The organism is Priestia sp. RMT2NF4, assembly GCF_047872835.1.
GTDB classification, from domain to species: Bacteria; Bacillota; Bacilli; order Bacillales; family Bacillaceae_H; genus Priestia; species Priestia zanthoxyli.
Window position 1 is genome coordinate 1 of record NZ_JBLQZO010000018.1, and the last position, 18,900, is coordinate 18,900.

Annotated in this window: 17 protein-coding genes, 1 tRNA gene and 2 riboswitches; of the genes, 3 read left to right on the plus strand and 15 right to left on the minus strand. The window is 38.6% G+C overall.

Annotated elements, in window-relative coordinates; all coding sequences use genetic code 11:
* Positions 1-371 precede the first annotated feature (371 nt).
* From ACMX9J_RS27200 to groES, 7 genes are all read right to left on the minus strand, one after another.
* Positions 372-1,697, minus strand: coding sequence for an NCS2 family permease (locus ACMX9J_RS27200; protein WP_013055032.1), 1,326 nt, complete (start codon positions 1,695-1,697; stop codon positions 372-374).
* Between the two features lie 132 nt (positions 1,698-1,829).
* A riboswitch (purine riboswitch) is annotated at positions 1,830-1,931 on the minus strand.
* 97 nt (positions 1,932-2,028) lie between these two features.
* On the minus strand, positions 2,029-3,558 hold the full coding sequence (gene guaA, locus ACMX9J_RS27205) for a glutamine-hydrolyzing GMP synthase (RefSeq protein WP_028412703.1): 1,530 nt from the start codon (positions 3,556-3,558) through the stop codon (positions 2,029-2,031).
* 123 nt (positions 3,559-3,681) lie between these two features.
* Positions 3,682-3,783: riboswitch (purine riboswitch) on the minus strand.
* A gap of 39 nt (positions 3,784-3,822) precedes the next feature.
* On the minus strand, positions 3,823-6,015 hold the full coding sequence (locus tag ACMX9J_RS27210; protein ID WP_416226442.1) for a transglutaminase TgpA family protein: 2,193 nt from the start codon (positions 6,013-6,015) through the stop codon (positions 3,823-3,825).
* The gene (locus ACMX9J_RS27215; protein WP_416226443.1) at positions 6,008-7,201 is read right to left on the minus strand and encodes a DUF58 domain-containing protein; all 1,194 of its coding nucleotides are present in this window, start codon (positions 7,199-7,201) and stop codon (positions 6,008-6,010) included. Before ACMX9J_RS27215 ends, ACMX9J_RS27210 begins: the two co-directional genes overlap by 8 nt.
* Before the next feature lie 11 nt (positions 7,202-7,212).
* Positions 7,213-8,163: an AAA family ATPase gene (locus ACMX9J_RS27220; RefSeq protein ID WP_099330572.1), complete on the minus strand. Its 951-nt coding sequence runs from the start codon at positions 8,161-8,163 to the stop codon at positions 7,213-7,215.
* Between the two features lie 158 nt (positions 8,164-8,321).
* On the minus strand, positions 8,322-9,953 hold the full coding sequence (gene groL, locus ACMX9J_RS27225) for a chaperonin GroEL (RefSeq protein ID WP_028412700.1): 1,632 nt from the start codon (positions 9,951-9,953) through the stop codon (positions 8,322-8,324).
* 67 nt (positions 9,954-10,020) lie between these two features.
* Positions 10,021-10,305, minus strand: coding sequence for a co-chaperone GroES (gene groES, locus ACMX9J_RS27230; RefSeq protein WP_013055026.1), 285 nt, complete (start codon positions 10,303-10,305; stop codon positions 10,021-10,023).
* A gap of 299 nt (positions 10,306-10,604) precedes the next feature.
* On the opposite strand from groES, the gene ACMX9J_RS27235 reads away from it, so the two are divergent.
* Positions 10,605-11,333: a CPBP family intramembrane glutamic endopeptidase gene (locus ACMX9J_RS27235; protein ID WP_028412699.1), complete on the plus strand. Its 729-nt coding sequence runs from the start codon at positions 10,605-10,607 to the stop codon at positions 11,331-11,333.
* A complete protein-coding gene (locus tag ACMX9J_RS27240; protein ID WP_013055024.1) occupies positions 11,330-11,557 on the plus strand; it encodes a YdiK family protein in 228 nt (75 codons plus the stop codon). Before ACMX9J_RS27235 ends, ACMX9J_RS27240 begins: the two co-directional genes overlap by 4 nt.
* A gap of 26 nt (positions 11,558-11,583) precedes the next feature.
* Here ACMX9J_RS27240 and tatC read toward each other — a convergent pair whose 3' ends face one another.
* Genes tatC through ACMX9J_RS27255 form a run of 3 tightly spaced genes read right to left on the minus strand, consistent with a single transcriptional unit; the run spans position 11,584 to position 13,232 of the window.
* Positions 11,584-12,339 carry a twin-arginine translocase subunit TatC gene (gene tatC, locus ACMX9J_RS27245; RefSeq protein WP_013055023.1) on the minus strand — a complete coding sequence of 252 codons (756 nt, stop codon included), beginning with the start codon at positions 12,337-12,339 and terminating at the stop codon, positions 11,584-11,586.
* Between the two features lie 15 nt (positions 12,340-12,354).
* Positions 12,355-12,540 (minus strand): twin-arginine translocase TatA/TatE family subunit, encoded by a 186-nt coding sequence (gene tatA, locus ACMX9J_RS27250; RefSeq protein ID WP_013055022.1) that lies wholly within the window; start codon positions 12,538-12,540, stop codon positions 12,355-12,357.
* 53 nt (positions 12,541-12,593) lie between these two features.
* Complete coding sequence (locus tag ACMX9J_RS27255) at positions 12,594-13,232, minus strand: redox-sensing transcriptional repressor Rex (protein ID WP_028410376.1); 639 nt, start codon at positions 13,230-13,232, stop codon at positions 12,594-12,596.
* 460 nt (positions 13,233-13,692) lie between these two features.
* Here ACMX9J_RS27255 and ACMX9J_RS27260 point away from each other — a divergent pair, with 460 nt between their 5' ends.
* A complete protein-coding gene (locus ACMX9J_RS27260) occupies positions 13,693-15,627 on the plus strand; it encodes an ABC-F family ATP-binding cassette domain-containing protein (protein ID WP_098627224.1) in 1,935 nt (644 codons plus the stop codon).
* A 255-nt stretch (positions 15,628-15,882) separates the two neighbouring features.
* Here ACMX9J_RS27260 and tsaD read toward each other — a convergent pair whose 3' ends face one another.
* The 5 genes from tsaD to ACMX9J_RS27285 form a co-directional block, all read right to left on the minus strand.
* On the minus strand, positions 15,883-16,899 hold the full coding sequence (tsaD, locus tag ACMX9J_RS27265; RefSeq protein WP_080754517.1) for a tRNA (adenosine(37)-N6)-threonylcarbamoyltransferase complex transferase subunit TsaD: 1,017 nt from the start codon (positions 16,897-16,899) through the stop codon (positions 15,883-15,885).
* Complete coding sequence (rimI, locus tag ACMX9J_RS27270; RefSeq protein ID WP_028412696.1) at positions 16,896-17,345, minus strand: ribosomal protein S18-alanine N-acetyltransferase; 450 nt, start codon at positions 17,343-17,345, stop codon at positions 16,896-16,898. The genes tsaD and rimI overlap by 4 nt, the downstream gene beginning before the upstream one ends.
* Before the next feature lie 13 nt (positions 17,346-17,358).
* Complete coding sequence (tsaB, locus tag ACMX9J_RS27275) at positions 17,359-18,057, minus strand: tRNA (adenosine(37)-N6)-threonylcarbamoyltransferase complex dimerization subunit type 1 TsaB (RefSeq protein ID WP_028412695.1); 699 nt, start codon at positions 18,055-18,057, stop codon at positions 17,359-17,361.
* Positions 18,054-18,524 (minus strand): tRNA (adenosine(37)-N6)-threonylcarbamoyltransferase complex ATPase subunit type 1 TsaE, encoded by a 471-nt coding sequence (tsaE, locus tag ACMX9J_RS27280; RefSeq protein ID WP_013081426.1) that lies wholly within the window; start codon positions 18,522-18,524, stop codon positions 18,054-18,056. Before tsaE ends, tsaB begins: the two co-directional genes overlap by 4 nt.
* 220 nt (positions 18,525-18,744) lie before the next feature.
* Positions 18,745-18,820: transfer RNA gene (locus ACMX9J_RS27285), tRNA-Asp, on the minus strand.
* Between the last annotated feature and the right edge of the window lie 80 nt (positions 18,821-18,900).

Consider the following 18,900-nt stretch of genomic DNA (forward strand, 5'->3'; position numbering starts at 1 on the left):
ATGTTTGACTTGCTCATTTAAAAAATAAAAATTAACGTTGACGTTTGTCGCTTTGTTCAGTTTTCAAAGTTCAACCGTTGCTCTGAAGCAACTTTATTAGTATAACATTCTATTATTTTGATGTCAACATCTTTTTTAAGATGTTTCTCTCAACTGCGCTGTTCATCAGCGACATTTAATAATTTACCATATATAATATATAGAGTCAATCGTTTTTCTAAAAAACTTTATAAATAAAAAAGTTAATGAAGTAAACCTTCAGTAAAGTAACCAATTAACCTCTATTACAATAGCAATCTAGCCGCTATGCAGTTTTCTTATCTTACCATAAAAAAAAAGCCCAGTCATTAAACTGAGCTTTTTTATTTAAACTATTCTGCTAAGAACGCGAAATAGAGTATGAAGATGATACAGAGAGCATACATAATGGGATGCACTTCTTTTCCACGCTTGCTGCATAACATTGTAATAGGATAAAAGATAAAGCCAACCGCAATGCCTGTTGCAATACTGTACGTTAATGGCATCATGATCACCGTGAAAAATGCCGGAACTGCCACTTCGAACTCTTTCCAATTGATTTCTCCTAAGTTTGACACCATCAGAGCTCCTACCGTAATTAAAGCTGGCGCAGTAACAGCTGGTGTTACGACCGCTAACAACGGAGAAAAGAACAGTGCAACTAAGAAAAACGCCGCCGTTACGATTGCAGTAAATCCTGAACGTCCGCCCGCTGCTACTCCAGCCGTAGACTCTACGTAAGCTGTTGTTGATGAGGTACCAAGAACAGCACCAACTACAATCGCACTAGAATCTGCCAATAACGCTCTGCCCGCTCGCGGAAGCTTATTATCTTTCATAAGCCCAGCTTGACTCGCTACAGCAACCATCGTACCTGCTGTATCGAAGAAATCAACGAATAAGAAAGTTAAAATGACGACTAGCATCTTTACAGTAAAGATATCACCGATATTTTGGAAAGCTGCCCCAAACGTCGGGTCAAGACTAGGAACCGATGAAACCACTGCTTTAGGTGTATCAATTAATCCAAAAGCCATACCTGCTACAGCCGTTACAATCATACCGATAAATACAGCTGCATTTACTCGAAGCACCATTAATACAATAGTAATGACAATACCAAAAACCGCAAGTAATGTTGTTGGGTTCGTCAAATCACCCAGTCCAACGAATGTGGCATCATCTTTGACGATGATTCCCGCACCTTTCATACCAATAAAACTAATAAATAAACCAATACCTGCTCCAACAGCCATTTTTAATTCAATAGGAATAGAATTAATAATTTTTTCTCGCAGGCTTGTTAATGTTAAAAGAATAAAAATAACACCTGATATCATAACACCCGTTAAAGCCGTCTGCCATGGAATTCCCATCGTCAGAACAACTGTATAAGCAAAAAATGCGTTTAATCCCATACCTGGAGCTAATGAAATTGGATATCTACCAAGCACTCCCATAACAATTGATCCCAAAGCTGCCGCTAAAGCAGTAGCTGTAAATACAGCCCCTTGGTCCATTCTCATACTGTCAGGTAGATCCTTTACATCACTTAGTGATAGCACAGATGGATTAACAAATAAAATGTAAGCCATAGATAGAAAAGTTGTAAGGCCAGCTATAAACTCTTTTCGGTAGCTAGTACCCAGCTCTTCAAAACGAAAATACTTCTTCACGTTTTTTCCTCCCTTTATAGAAGCCGCATGCACTTAGGCAAGCCATAAAAAATGCCTCTACACTATGGCGCGTAAAGGCATAAAATCGACTAAAAGAGAAATGTATGAGCAAAAAACAAAAGATTTTTATACATACATGTATTACTTTCTCGTAGTCAAGCCATTTACGGTAGCTCGGTAGAAACTTTTGGGCCTTATCCCCAAGATTATACGACATTAAAGCTATATCTCGCTGTTTTATGTTACTATCCTACCATTAACTTTTTAAAAAAGTCAACAAAAAACGAACATTCTTATAAAAGAATGTTCGTTTGTTCGGTTTTCTTACATATTATTCCCATTCAATTGTTGCAGGTGGCTTACTTGTAATATCATACACTACGCGGTTAATATGCTTAACTTCGTTTACAATACGCGTTGAGATAACTTCAAGCACATCCCAAGGAATACGCGCCCAGTCAGAAGTCATACCATCAATCGATGTAACAGCACGAATACCAATTGTGTAATCATACGTACGAGCATCTCCCATTACACCTACACTGCGGATGTCAGGAAGAACCGTAAAGTATTGCCAGATATCGCGCTCTAAGTCTGCTTTTGCAATCTCTTCACGTAAAATAGCATCCGACTCACGTACAATTTCTAACTTCTCTTCCGTAATTGCACCAAGTACACGAATACCTAGACCTGGTCCTGGGAAAGGCTGACGCCAAACGATGTTATCAGGAATACCTAATTCAGAACCTAATGCACGTACTTCATCTTTGAATAGCGTGTTTAACGGTTCGATTAGTTTGAACTGCATATCTTCCGGTAATCCACCTACATTATGGTGAGATTTAATCGTTTGAGCTGTAGCTGTCCCACTCTCGATAATATCTGTGTATAGCGTACCTTGAGCTAGGAAATCAAACCCTTTTAATTTAGCAGCTTCGTCATCGAATACATAAATAAATTCATTACCGATGATTTTACGCTTTTGTTCAGGATCTGATACACCGCTTAATTTTTCTAAGAAGCGATCTTTTGCATCGATTTTAATTACGTTCATATTAAAGCCTTCGCTAAATGTTTCCATTACGCTTTCAGCTTCACCTTTACGTAATAAACCGTGATCTACGAACATACATGTTAACTGATCACCAATTGCTTTGTGAATTAATACAGCTACTACCGAAGAGTCTACTCCGCCGCTAAGTGCGCAAAGTACTTTTCTATCTCCAACTGTTTCACGGATTTTATCCATTTCAACTTCAATGAAGTTCTCAATTGACCAGTTTGCTTCAGCATGACATACTTCAAACACGAAGTTCTTTAAGATATGGTTACCGTGCACTGAATGGCGAACTTCTGGATGGAACTGCACTCCGTACATATTCTTTTCTTTGTTACTCATTGCGGCAATTGGACAAGATGGGCTAGTTGCGTCCACTTCAAAACCAGCTGGTGTTTCTACAACTAAATCACCGTGACTCATCCAAACAACTTGTTCTTTTGGCAACTCATGGTACATTAATGAATCGTTTTGTACGTTAATCGCTGCTTTACCATATTCACGATGGCTAGCACCTTCTACCTTCCCGCCAAAATGATGAGTCATTAATTGCATTCCATAACAAATACCTAAAACAGGAATACCTAATTCAAAAATGTTTTCATCGCAGTGAAATGCGTTTTCACCGTACACACTGTTTGGGCCTCCAGAGAAAATAATTCCCTTTGGATTTAATGCTTTAATCTCTTCTGCTGTAATTGTGTGCGGATGCAATTCACTATATACTCCGAACTCGCGAATGCGACGCGTAATCAGTTGGTTATATTGACTACCAAAATCTAATACAACAATCATGCCTTCCATCTTGTTCACCTCTCCGAATGTGTAAATAATCACTTGTTATTATGCCCTAAAATATAAAAAAAACTAGACTTCTCCCTCAAAAAACAAAGGCAGAAGTCTAGTTGAGCACGACGTTTATCGTCAAATAGACTGTTCTGCCTTCATAGTCAGATCGTTTAAGGTGACCCGGTAGAGACTCTCGAACCATATTATCGAGGATATATGAAGGTATACGAAACATTTATAGTAAGTTCGAGAATATTCTATCAATCCGCGAAACAATGGTCAAGAACTCGTTTTTTTGATTAAATTTTCCCACAATTCAATCGACTCTTTCCATTCTTTTATGGAATCTGCATTTCGATATAAAACCCGCTCGTATTTTTCCGTTAATTTTAGCATATTTACCGTATTTAATTTTTCGTCTACTTCTCCTGCAAAGTCGCGCAGCGTTTGATTTTCTTGCCGTTTTAGTCCATTTGCAGCGAGTCTTTTAAGTAAAAAAGCATACGCTGATTCAAAGGTTTCCACACTCTCTTTCTTTTTATAAAAAGAGATATAAAAAGGTAAAAACCATTTAAATCGATTGAGATATATTACTATTAACATAACTACAATCAGTCCGTAGAAAAGCACTTTCCATTTCATAGACAACTTAGCATTTTGAAGAGAAGCTGTTTTTTCTTTCTCTCTTTTTTCTTGTGCCGGAAGCTCTTTCTTCTTAGGCTGCTCCTTGACTTGCGTTTCTTGTTTCTCTTCTTCCCTTTGACTATTTTCACTAGAGTTGTTAGGTTGGCTATCTACAAAATCATAAGGATTAGAAAAACTTTTTGTTGGTTCAAAAGGTACCCAGCCCGCTCCTGGAAAATAGACTTCGACCCAAGAATGAGCATTATTTTGTGTAATTTCATAGGTTGTCCACTTACTACTTCCTGAAATAACGGTGGCATCACCTTCTGTATAGCCCTTTACCCACCGAGCAGGAATATCTAATGAACGAAGCAGCACGACCATAGAAGTAGAGAAGTTATCACAGTATCCTCTTTTTGTATCAAATAAAAATTGATCCACATAATCTTTATTCTTCGTAGGAATTGGAACGTTTTCAGTATCGTATATATATGGATTGGATCGGAAGTATTCTTCAACGGCTTTCGCTTTTTCATAGCGATTGTGTTTATTTTTTGTTATCGTACGAGCTAAATCCTTTACTCGTTTTGGCAAATTAGCAGGAAGCTGTGTATACCTTGCTATAAATTCATTATTATTCTCTAGACTCTCTGACTTTTTCTCCTCTGCTTGCTGAAGAAGCCCGGTATCAAACACAGGATATTTATACGTTAGCTCATACGATTGAACAGTAACAAGTTTGTCATTTTGATAAGGATATAATTTTTCATTTGTCGGTGTAACATCGGTTTGAATGCCATTTTTTAAGGTTAGAGACAGCAGTTGAGGAACATGCATAAGATGAACAGAAGGCTGCGAATAGGTAACTTCTGCTTTTCTTACTTCTCCTGCAACACTTGAATCATATTGAGGGAGTAAGTTTTCATTTCCTTTGAAAGGCACTTTTTCTTCCTCTTTAGACAGCTCCCAGCCCTTACCTGTATACACATCCTTCGTTTCAATACGCCAATAGTGCTCATCCTCTACTTTAGCTGTAAACACAACCGTATCATCATTGACAAAGGATCCCCCCAATTTAGAATCGTCCATATCATAGCCAATTCGTTGACCGCTTGCAGATTCTCCCTGTCCTTGATTTGTTGTGTGAGCTGCAATAAAAGGGACCGGATCTGGCCACTGCGGACCTGGTTTAGGGGCGAGATAAGCAAGCACAATGACAATGGCTAAAAAACTGCCTAGAAAAAGAAACGATCGTTTTCTATTTTCTAAACGCTCGGTGCTAGCACCTTTTATACGTTCAGGATTGATGCGAAGCATGGCTACTAATAAAAATCCGATAATCGTCACGCGAATAATAACAGCTCCGGCATCGTAAGTAGAAAAGGTATCCAATACGGTAATATACAAAATGGTTAAGAAGAAAAAGAAGAAAATTCTTTTTTGATAAAAGATCCAGTATCGAATTAAATAAGCCATAATCCAAAGCAGGATAAAAAATAAAGTGGTCCTCATTTCAAAGGATAAATTCGCTATATTCCACTCCATGATACTTTGTACATCTGACTGAAGAATTTCCAAAAGTCTTGGAAGCCATTCTGAAGAAAAGAAGGCACCTTGGAAATAGAGATTGTGAAGTGAAAACAAAATAAACAACATGCTCCCTAACGTCATCACAATAAACGGCAATCGAAACGTTAAGCTCAAAAAACAGTAAGCGACAAACAGGATAAAGTATTGAATTTGATTCGTATCAGTGACTTCATTTAAAGGGAGAAGCCATTCCACTAATAAAAAGAAAGCTCCCGCGTATAATAAGACGTTTTTTACATACCAAGCTGATTTATTCACTTATTTCCGCCCTCACTTCCTTTAGTGATAGAGGAAGATCAATATGAACGACTTCAATCGTTAAAGCAGAAGATTGTATGCCATTGACAATAACTGTCTCTTCGTCACTAAGCCCCGCTCCTTCATTTTTAACGACAATGAGTGAAGCCTTAGCATGAGGGCTCAGCTTGGATTGAATCTGGCCAATAAGAGTCCCTGTAACCTGACTGACAATTACCATAAAAGAATGCTGCTTTTGAATAGCAATATTCTGAAATTCTGTTTCGAATGCTCGATTGCTAATAGGCTGTGCACGTGCTAAGTGATGCAACAGGTTATCAGCCTCCCTTTGTTCAGAGGTTTTCTGCGAAAAAAGGGCATCTCCAGCTAAAAGAAAATCGACTTTTTTACGCTTGGTTTCTTCATGAATGAGCATGGATGCCAGAAAGCTCATTCGCTCTTCAAAGTATAGAGGGCCCATAACATCTGCAATGATAATTATACTCCGTTCATGATAATGACCAAACTCTTTAGAAATCAACGTAGCTTTACGAGCGGTCGCCTTCCAATCGATAGATCCTAATCGGTCACCCGGCTGATATTCTCTAATGCCTGTCACTAACGTAGTAGATTGATTTCCCGTAGAAACTTCATTTTTCCCTTCTTCTATTCCCGCTAAAAGAAACGGGATATCTATCTTATGAATCTGAGGATAAACGATAAATCGCTGCTGCAGTAGAAAATATGCCTTCTTTTTTACGATGCCTAATAAATCACTAATTTCAATTGAAATCGTAAAAAATTCATATTCTCCTCTTTCTACAAACGATCTTTCATACGGAATAACAGCGTTTCGTTGAAAAAGCGGATAAATTGTTCTTTCTTCTTGATCTAAAAGGTTACTCTCCTCTTTCACCGCTGCCATATAAACAGGAAAAGCCGAGGAGCGTGTAATGTGAATGTCATAAGAAAGATGATCTCCAGCGAATCGAGGCTGTAGCTTCACATCACGAGCAACATTCCACTTCTTCAACGGATAGAGCAACACGGCTACCGCATATAATCCAAAAGGTAAGAAGCTATAAAATAAAAACCAGCTGACAAAGCCTCCTTGAAACATGGCGTAAGAAAACGTAGCGGTAAAGATGCAGAATAAAACGAACCAGTCTCTACCTTTGTTCCATATCACTTTTATATACTGTTTCATAAATTATCCTCTTACCTTTTAACAGGTACTTTCGTATCAGCCATAATTTGCTTCATCACATCACTCGTTGTTAAACCGCTGTACTGAGTATCAGGTCTTAGCGTTAAGCGATGTGCACACACATACGAAGCAAGCTCTTGAACATCATCAGGAAGACAGTAATCTCTTCCCTTTACTAACGCATATGCTTGAATAGCCTTCATAAAGGAAACCGTGCCACGAGGACTAATACCTAATGAAACATGTGGATGAGAGCGAGTTTTGCGAATAATTTCAATGATATAGTTCTTGATCGTATCATCTACATAAATACTGCTTACAGCTTTTTGAGCCTGTACTAATTCTGGAACGCTCATAACAGGTTTGACATCTTCAAGATTAACTTGAGTCGATACGCCATTTAAAATTTGAAGCTCCTCTTCTTGCGTAGGATACCCCATGCTTAGTTTGAATAAAAAACGATCCAGCTGCGCTTCCGGCAAATGATAGGTCCCATCAAAATCAACGGGATTTTGAGTAGCCATCACAAAAAAAGGCGCCGGAATTTCCCGGGTGATACCATCGGTTGTTACATGATGCTCAGCCATTGCTTCTAAAAGCGCCGATTGTGTTTTAGGAGAAGTCCTGTTAATCTCATCAGCGAGTACTATGTGGCTCATGATAGGACCTGGACGAAAATGAAATTCCATGTCTTTTGGACTGTAAATAGAAACACCTGTTACGTCGGACGGCAGCAAATCAGGCGTGAATTGAATTCGTTTAAATTCCGCATCAATTGATTTGGCCAGTGCCTTCACTAGCATCGTTTTTCCTACACCCGGTACATCTTCAAGCAAAATATGGCCCTCGGCAAGCAAAGCAACCAAACTCAACGTAGATACGTGACGTTTTCCAATCACAATTTGATCAATGTTTTCTAATACTTGGTTTAATTTATTATTAATATGATCGAGCTGAATCAACGAAGCTCCCCCTTAAAACTCAGTTAAGCCTTGAGTTTAGTAAGTTTTCCAATAAACATAGTACTATCTTAACAAATTTTAAAAAAATCTGAAAATATTAACGCACACAAAAAAGCGACCAAGTGAGTACTTGGTCGCTTTTTTAGGTAGGGCAGTGATTACATCATGCCGCCCATTCCACCCATGCCGCCCATGTCAGGCATTGCAGGAGCTCCGCCTTCTTCTGGCTTGTCAGCAACAACTGCTTCAGTTGTTAAGAACATAGCCGCTACAGAAGAAGCATTTTGAAGAGCTGAACGCGTTACTTTTGTTGGGTCAACGATACCAGTGTCTAGCATATTTACCCACTCGCCAGTTGCAGCGTTGAATCCAGTTCCAACTGCTTCGCCTTTTAGGCGCTCAACGATTACTGATCCTTCTAAACCAGCGTTGTGAGCGATTTGACGTACAGGCTCTTCAATCGCACGCAATACGATGTTGATACCTGTAGCAGTGTCACCGTCAGCTTCGATGCTTGCTACTTTATTATAGATATTTACTAATGCAGTACCACCACCAGCTACGATACCTTCTTCAACCGCAGCACGCGTAGAGTTTAATGCATCTTCAATACGTAATTTACGTTCTTTTAACTCAGTTTCAGTTGCCGCACCAACTTTGATTACAGCTACGCCACCAGCAAGTTTTGCTAAGCGCTCTTGTAATTTTTCACGGTCAAACTCTGAAGTTGTTTCTTCAAGCTGAGCTTTGATTTGGTTTACGCGTGCTAGGATATCTTCTGCGTTTCCTGCACCGTTTACAACTGTTGTATTTTCTTTTGTTACAACAATTTTAGAAGCGCGACCTAATTGATCGATGCCTGCTGTTTTTAAGTCAAGACCAAGCTCTTCAGTGATTACTTCTCCGCCTGTTAGGATCGCAACGTCTTGTAGCATTGCTTTACGACGATCACCGAAACCAGGAGCTTTAACAGCTACAGCTGTAAATGTACCGCGAAGTTTGTTCACAACTAATGTTGCTAAAGCTTCACCTTCTACGTCTTCAGCAATGATTAATAGAGGCTTGCCTTGTTGAACAACTTGCTCTAATACCGGTAAGATTTCTTGAATGTTACCGATTTTTTTGTCTGTGATTAAGATGTATGGATCATCTAATACAGCTTCCATTTTATCTGAATCAGTTACCATGTAAGGAGATGCATATCCACGGTCAAACTGCATACCTTCTACCACTTCTAATTCAGTTGTGAAACCTTTTGATTCTTCAAGTGTGATAACGCCGTCGTTACCAACGCGCTCCATTGCTTCAGCAATTAATTGACCTACTTCTTCGTCAGCTGCTGAGATAGCCGCTACTTGAGCAATTGAATCTTTACCTTGAATTGGTTTAGAGATTGCTTTTAGTTCTTCAACCGCTACAGCTACTGCTTTTTCCATACCTTTACGGATACCCATTGGGTTAGCACCAGCCGTTACGTTTTTAAGACCTTCTCTGATCATTGCTTGCGCTAAAACTGTTGCAGTAGTTGTACCGTCACCAGCAACGTCGTTTGTTTTGCTAGCAACTTCGGCTACTAATTTAGCACCCATATTTTCAAATGCGTCTTCTAATTCGATTTCTTTTGCAATTGTTACACCGTCATTTGTAATAAGCGGTGAACCGAATTTCTTTTCCAATACAACGTTACGACCTTTTGGTCCAAGCGTTACTTTTACAGCATTTGCTAATGTATCTACACCACGTAGCATTGCGCGACGTGCTTCTTCGCTAAATTTAATGTCTTTTGCCATGTTCTTTGACCTCCTCAAGATGTTCTTAATAATCTATTTTTTACGTATGATAAGTTTGTGGTTAAAATTAGCCGATTACAGCTAAAATATCGCTTTCGCGTAAAATTAAGTATTCAGTACCTTCGTATTTTACTTCAGTACCCGCATATTTTGAGAAGATGATACGATCGCCCGCAGCTACTTCTAAAGCTACACGCTCACCGCTTTCTAATACTCGGCCTGTACCTACAGCAACAATTTTACCCTCTTGTGGCTTTTCTTTTGCACTGTCCGGTAACACGATACCGCTTGCTGTTTTTTCCTCAGATTTTACAAGTTCAATCACTACGCGATCACCTAATGGCTTTAACAAGTGAAACAACCTCCTCAAATAATATGTTTGCATTTTTATTAGCACTCAACCTCAACGAGTGCTAACACAATTATTATATTAAAACAAAGTGGGTTTTTTTTGCAAGTATTAAACAAAAAAAATTTAAAATTTACGACAACTACATATAATAGTCTTAGATTTCGACGATTTTGAGAAATAAAGCATTCTTTTCTCTGTTCAATAATATGTATGTTACAATACGAGCAAGAAGAAATTACTAACTTTACAGTACTTCTTCGACATATATACATAAAAACCTTTTAAAGGAGTATAGAAGATTGGAAAAACGTTATTGGTATGTTATCCTCACCTACATCCTTATGCAGTTTTCAGGAGTTGTTGGTATACCGCTGTTAAAATTAACAGGAATGTTTGATGACTATCCAGTTCGAACAGCGAATGTCATGCTTTTGACTTATTGGACTATCATTAGCTTTATCCTTGGTTTACTTATTGTCTTACTGCTGCTGCGCCGTGACATGTCCATGCGTATAGAACATGCTGGAAAAACGATTGCTGTTGTCTGGTCAGTCCTTGGGGTGTTTCTCGCTATGGCTGGTCAAGCTGTAGCAGGTATGATTGAGCACGCTCTTGGCATTACCCAAGTATCTGAAAACACACAAAATATTGTTAATCTTGTTAAAGCAACGCCGTTCCTTATTGTCGTTACGTCTGTTATTGGACCAATACTAGAAGAGATTATTTTCCGAAAGATTATTTTTGGTTCTCTTCACAAACGATACAATTTCTTTATCTCTGCATTTATTAGTTCCCTTATTTTCGCTGCGGTACACTGGGATTTTAAACATTTACTTGTGTATACAGCTATGGGATTTGTATTTGCATTCCTTTATGCAAGGACGAGACTAATTGTTGTACCTATTATTGCTCATGTTTTGATGAATACAATCGTTATTTTATCTCAAACTATTTTTGCAGATAAAATTATAGAAATGCAAAAACAAGCAGAACAAATGCAGTTCATTTTTGGAGGCATGTTTTTATGAAGAATATCCCTTTAACACGAGGGTTTATTTATATTATTATGGGGATTTTATTCACCTACTTGGCAATTCAAAATGCCCAGGAAACCGTCTGGAATTTCCCCACAATCTTATTTGCACTCGTAGCCGCATTCGATTTCAGGTTTGCGGTTCGCATCTTTATCTTGCACTACAAAATTAAAAAATTGCAGCAGCAATATAAAAATCAAGATGATTCATCCAAATAAAAAAACCACTGTTTCAGTGGTTTTTTTTACATACTAACATCTTCTCTTTCTTGCTCTGCCCTTGCCTTTAACACTTTGCGATACGAAATGCGGGAAATAATGATGCTGATTTCATACAAAATTAAGAGCGGCACTGTCACCATCATGTGCGAGAGCAATTCCGGTGGTGTAATAAGTGCGGCAATAACTAGCAGTACGAAATAGGCATATTTTCGAATTTGAGATAAAAACATAGGCGTTATAATTCCTAAACGCGTCAAAAACATAACGACGACAGGAAGCTGAAACAACAAGCCAAAAGGCAGTGTGAGCTGCATTAAAAAAGAAAAGTATTCATTAATGCCAATCACTTGGTTTACATTCAGCTCATCAGAAACGCGCGTCATAAAATCAACGACAAATGGAAACAACACAAAATAAGAAAAAGAGACACCGCCGATAAAGAGAAAAATGGAAACAGGAATATATCCAAGCGTTACCTTACGCTCTTTTTCATATAAACCAGGACTAATAAATGCCCAAAGTTGATACAGTGCAACAGGAGCTGCAAGTACACAGCCGATAATAACAGCAAATTGCATATAAATCTTAACTGGATCTGTTAACCGAAATGCATTCATCGTTAAATTCTTTGCCTCATCAGCATGCTGTAAATAGACAATAACCTTATCCGCTATAAAAAAGCCGCCAATTGTGGCAATCACAAAGAAAAATAAAACAATTAAAATGCGTTTTCGCAGCTCTCCTATATGATCATATATTGACATTTCTTGTTCGGTCATACTATGATCACCCTTTTACTCTTTGTCATCTACTTGACGCTGTTTATCTTTTTCACGATCTTCTGATGCACCGCTAGCGGCATGCTTAAACTCTCTAAGCGTTTGGCCCACTGATCTTCCTAGCTCCGGTAACCGTTTCGGCCCAAAAATAAGCAGTGCTACAATCGCAATAATAATCCAACTGCCTGCTCCAATCCCCATATTCCCACTCTCCTTATTAATTTAGACTTAAGGAAATCGTAACACAGTCCGCCTTATTCAACAGGATAATTTTTCAAAAAGTAGACGAGCGACTGTAATTCTACAGCAAGATCAATATGATGGAGTCGAATCTCATCCGGTACGTTTAAGCGTGCAGGAGTAAAGTTTAAAATTCCTTTAATTCCGCAACTCACTAAACGATCAGTAATTTGCTGAGCAACAGTGGCAGGAACGGTTAAAATCGCTACTGAGATGTCATCACTCATATAATCTTCCAATTGGTCAAGATGATAGACCGGCACGTCGCCTACTTTCGTACCTACTTTATCTTCTATCACATCAAAAGCGCACTCAATTTTGGTGTTATTATTTTTAATAAAATTATAATTTAAAAAGGCCGTTCCTAGATTCCCTACGCCAATCAGTGCTACTTTCGTTACTTCATCTTGGTCTAACGTTTTACGGAAAAATGTAAGTAAATAATTCACATTGTAGCCGTATCCCTTTTTTCCTAATGCACCAAAGTAAGAAAAGTCCCGACGAATAGTAGCAGAATCCACTTTCACTGCCTCACTTAACTCCGCTGACGACACACGCTGTTTACCAGAAGCATGCAAATTTTTCAAAAAACGATAATAAAGCGGCAATCGCTTAGCCGTTGCTTGTGGTATTTTTAATTGTTCAGTGTTCACGTTGTACCCCCTCAGTTCATGTATGTCATTACTAACATTTTCAAGTAATATTGCATTACCTTTCACAAAGCATCAACCGCTTTGAGGTAGCGCTTCCAATTCTCTCTCTTTTCTCTTGTTTTATATATACTCCGCTTCACACCTCGACGGCTTTTGTCTATTCAGCACTCCTTAAAGTCGGTATGTAGAACGAAGCAATTAGCCCTTCAAAGGATCGGTTTGTTAGTCATGACGGATTTTTTTTACATCCATCATAGATAAGTTCAGAGATGCACTTATCTCTTATTTTAACATAGTATCCTGTATAAAATGTGCAGGTAAAATCATTTTATTTCATGAATCAAAACATTCGCTTCATCATTTGTCCTTGTCCCTCTACAAATTACAAACGCTTGTAGGAAGAACTTGTAGTTAAAAATATGTTAAAATACACTATGGATATACTACTAGAGGTGAAAAAATGATTATTCTACAATTGAACGGTATTACAAAATACTATGGGGCAGAACCCATTTTATCGAATATAAAGTTAGAAGTACAATCAAAAGACCGCATTGCCCTAGTGGGACGAAACGGTGCTGGTAAATCAACTTTATTAAAAATTATTGCTGAGCAGCTTTCCTATGACAGCGGAGAAATTATTAAACCTAAGGGTGTTTCCATTGATTATATGGGACAAGATACAGTTCTTGAGTCAACACTCTCCATATGGGAAGAAATGATGACTGTCTTTGCTCCATTAAAGAAGATGGAAAAAGAATTACGTACGCTTGAAACGAAGATGGGTGATCCAGACATTTTTAATGATTCAGTTCAATACGAAAAACTAACCAAAGAGTATGATCAGCTTCAAGTAACGTTTAAAGATTTAGGCGGCTATCAATATGAAGCGGATACACGATCTATTCTTCACGGTTTCCGTTTTTCAAACTTTGACTACAGCACCCCTATTTCCTCCTTAAGCGGTGGACAAAAAACGCGCCTGGCTCTTGCAAAACTGCTTTTAACAAAGCCTGATTTGCTTATTCTGGATGAGCCTACCAACCACTTAGATATTGAAACTTTAGCATGGCTGGAACAGTTTCTGCAAGGGTATGAAGGAGCTATTTTAATCGTTTCACATGATCGTTACTTCCTTGATAAAGTCGTAAATCAAGTGTATGAAGTCGTACAAAAAACAACGGTGAAGTACACGGGCAACTACTCTAAATACCTTGTACAAAAAGCAGAGCGATATGAAAAAGAGTTGCGTCAGTACGAAAAGCAGCAAGATGAAGTCGCAAAGCTGAATGATTTTATTCAGCGAAACATCGCCCGCGCATCGACTACAAAACGTGCGCAAAGCAGACGTAAACAGCTCGATCGAATGGAGTTAATAAATCGACCTAACGAAGGCGAAAAATCAGCTAGTTTTTCGTTTGAAATTGAACGTCAAAGCGGAAATGAAGTCTTAAATCTGGAAGATGTGTCTATCGGATATGATGAAAACAACTATGTCGTCCAAGAGGCAAACCTTCGCATTAAAAAAGGGGAAAGCCTTGCGTTGGTTGGTCCTAATGGCGTGGGGAAATCAACTTTATTAAAAGGCATTGTGGATAAACTCAGCTTCAAGACTGGAACCATTTCCTTTGGCTCAAATGTAATGGTTGGTTATTACGACCAAGAGCAAGCCAATTTAACGTCTAATAAAACCGTTTTAAATGAACTTTGGGATGACTACCCAGCCAAACCTGAAAAAGAAATCCGTACAGCGCTTGGAAATTTTCTGTTTTCAGGTGATGATGTACTGAAAATCGTTTCCACGCTCAGCGGTGGTGAAAAAGCACGTTTAGCTCTTGCGAAGCTTATGCTTCAAAAAGCTAACTTCTTAATTTTGGATGAACCTACTAACCATCTTGATTTAGATAGCAAACAAGTACTCGAGAATGCGTTAATTGATTACCCAGGGACTCTATTATTTGTTTCACATGACCGTTATTTTATTAATCGTATTGCCAATAAAATAGCAGAGCTATCTCCTGAAGGAGTAGAAGAATTTCTTGGAGATTATGACTATTATGTAGAAAAGAAAGCAGAAATAGAGGAAATCAAAGAATTAGAAAATATAAAAGCAAACGAAGAACGTACGGTAAAAGTAGATAAACAGTCCTATAAACAAGATAAAGAACAAAAGAAATTGATGAGACAGCGAACGCGCCGCATTGAAGAAATTGAAACTGAAGTAAACAAATTAGAAGCCGCCCAAGCGGCGAATGAAGAACTTCTTTGTGACCCTGAAATTTATCAAAATCACGAAGAAGTATCAAGATTAAACGGTGAAAATGAAAAAATTTCTTCACAGTTATCCACATTAATGGAAGAGTGGGAAGAATTACAGCTGCTTCTAGAAGAGTAGCCTATATTTTTGCGTATCTATTCATCCTATTTACTTGTTCATGCGCTTAAGAGCAAGCTTTATCCACTCTGTGAATAAATAGTGGATATCTGTCTGATTTTCATAATTAAAACTTGTTGATAACAGGTCCGTGTACTGAGTGCACGGACTTTTCCACATAATTATCCACAGTCAATTCTAAATTTATTGAATATTGTTGATAAATCATTTTTATCCACAAAAAAAGACGAATGAGAAATAAATCTCATTCGTCACTTACTCTTCCAAGTCCAAACCGGGGTTTGCATTTAATGACATATCTGAACGTTTTCCTTGAGCAAATCGTACGCTTGCTGCTGCTCCAATCATTGCGGCATTATCCGTACATAGAGATAGCGGCGGGATAATAAGCTCAATATTTGATAGGGGTTCAAATGCCTCTTCTAGCGCTGCTCTAAGCCCTTTATTAGCAGCAACTCCTCCTGCTAATAAAACTTGCTTAACGTTATATTCCTTTGCAGCTTTAATCGTTTTAGTTACTAACACATCAATGACACTCGCTTGAAAGCTAGCAGCAAGTGTTTGTGGAAGAATCTCTTCACCTTTTTGCTTCGCATTGTGGACAGTGTTAATAACTGCTGATTTTAATCCACTGAAACTAAAATCATAGGATCCTTCTTCTAGCCAAGCACGCGGCAAATCAATTAATGGCTCTCCTTCATGTGCAAGGCGGTCAATATGAGGTCCGCCTGGATATGGAAGGTTTAACGTGCGGGCTACTTTATCGTAGGCTTCTCCTGCTGCATCATCTCTTGTTTCACCGATCACTTTAAAATGACCGTGACTTTCCATGTATACAAGCTCCGTATGCCCGCCAGATACAACTAGCGATAAGAGCGGGAATTCTAGTTTTTTGATTAGCTGATTTGCATAAATATGTCCTGCAATATGATGAACACCAATTAATGGCTTTTGATGTGCAAATGCTAGCGCTTTGGCTGCATTTACGCCAATAAGAAGTGCTCCCACAAGCCCTGGTCCTTCCGTTACAGCTATTGCATCTATATCTGCAAACGTCAAGTTCGCTTGATTTAAAGTTTCTTCAACTACTACTGTAATTTGTTCTACATGATGACGAGATGCAATTTCCGGTACGACACCGCCAAATCGTTTATGGCTTTCTATTTGAGAGGCCACCACATTGGCTACAATTTCATGACCGTTTCGAATCACAGCTGCTGCTGTCTCATCACAGCTTGTTTCTAATGCTAAAATTAATTGATTTTCATTCATAAATTCACCCACATAACTAATGCATCCTCATTGTTATCAGAATAATAATTCTTACGAATACCTCCAGGTTTAAAACCTAGCTTTTGATACAATGATTGTGCAATATGATTAGATACCCTAACTTCTAATGTCATTGACGTAGCACCTAGTTTTCGAAGAACGTCCATCACGTTGCGCAGCAGCAATTCACCCAGTCCCTTGCCTCGGTAGTCTGGCAATAGCGCAATGTTGGTTACATGTGCTTCGTCAATAACAATCCACGTTCCGCAATAACCAATAATATTTTCCCCTTCTTCCATCACAATGTAAGTTGAAAATTGATTATTGGTTAACTCATTTTGAAATGCTTCTGCACTCCAAGGTGTCGTAAAAGACTTCTCTTCGATTTTCACTACTTGATCAATATCTTTAACTTCCATTAAACGAAACTTAATTGTTAGTTTCATGTTATACCTTCTTTTATCCTTTTTGCTGTGAAGCAAGCCAGTTGGCTTCTGCTTCAGCTAAACGAATGTAGTTCGGAACAAAAGTATGCACAGACTGCGGCTCTTTCTTCATTCCTAAGAAAGCCAATTCACTTGGTCTTGGGTTAAACTGCTGAACATGGGCAAATACAGCTTGTTCACTCAACACTTCTTTTAACGCCTCTTCATGCATGGAAAGATCATTGCCTATGAATAAAATAGGTTTGTTGTATGACTTTAAATGTTCCGCCCAGTCCTTATTAATAACAAGTCGATCACTTTCAACTTCTACAAGACCTCGTTCGTTATTCCATTCATATAGTCCTGTATAAAGCTGCTGACGGCGCGCATCAAATAACGGAGCAATATATCCATCAAAATAACGACCGTTTGCTGCTAGTGCCTCAAGGCTAGATACACCTATTAAAGGAATATTTAAAGTCCAAGCAAGTGTCTTGGCAATGGTAACACCAATGCGTACACCGGTATAGGACCCGGGACCGTGTGCCACTACAATACGGTCTAGCTCGCTTGGCGCAATATCACAATCTTTTAACAAAGATTCCACAGCGTTCATCACACGAACAGAGTGATTCTTTTTTAGATTCGTAATAATTTCTCCAATTACTTTGTTTTCTTCAACGACAGCAACACCCATGACAAAATTGGATGTATCAATGGCTAACATTTTCATCTTTTAAAAAGCTCCTTACATATTTCAACGTACCGACTGCCTATCGCTTTTACAAGGATTTTACGAGTCGTTTCGTTTTCATGGTAAATATTGATTTGAATATATTCATTAGGAAGCTGCTCTTCAATCAGGTGAGCCCACTCCACGACCGTCACGCCATCTCCTTCAAAATACTCATCGAACCCTAGGTCTTCAAATTCATCCCCTAGACGGTACACATCCATATGGTAAAGAGGAAGGCGACCGCTTTTGTATTCTTTAATGATAGTAAATGTCGGGCTATTCACATTGCGTTCAATTCCTAAGCCTTTAGCTAAACTTTTTGTGAATGTTGTCTTTCCAGCTCCCAAATCGCCTTCAAGCAGCAGCACGTCACCAGCTTCTAATAAAGTTGCTAGACGAGCAGCCAGCTGATTAGTTTCATCAGGAGACGTAGACATAAACGTAAATTCATTAATCTCTGTCATTCATTCAGAACCTCATTTCAATCTGTATATATATATTGTAAACGTTGTGGACTATACATATCCAGTAAGAAATCCAACAATCTTTAACATCGCAATTCTACAAAGAAATTTCTTTGTATATAAAAAATTCCTTAGGATTGCTCCTAAGGACGGTAAAGTTTTATATAAAAATGGTTCAAACAATAAAAAAGACGAAACACATTGTTTCGTTTCTAAAACATGGCGGTCCCGACGGGAATCGAACCCGCGATCTCCTGCGTGACAGGCAGGCATGTTAACCGCTACACCACGGGACCATGTTGGTTGCGGGGACAGGATTTGAACCTGCGACCTTCGGGTTATGAGCCCGACGAGCTACCGAACTGCTCCACCCCGC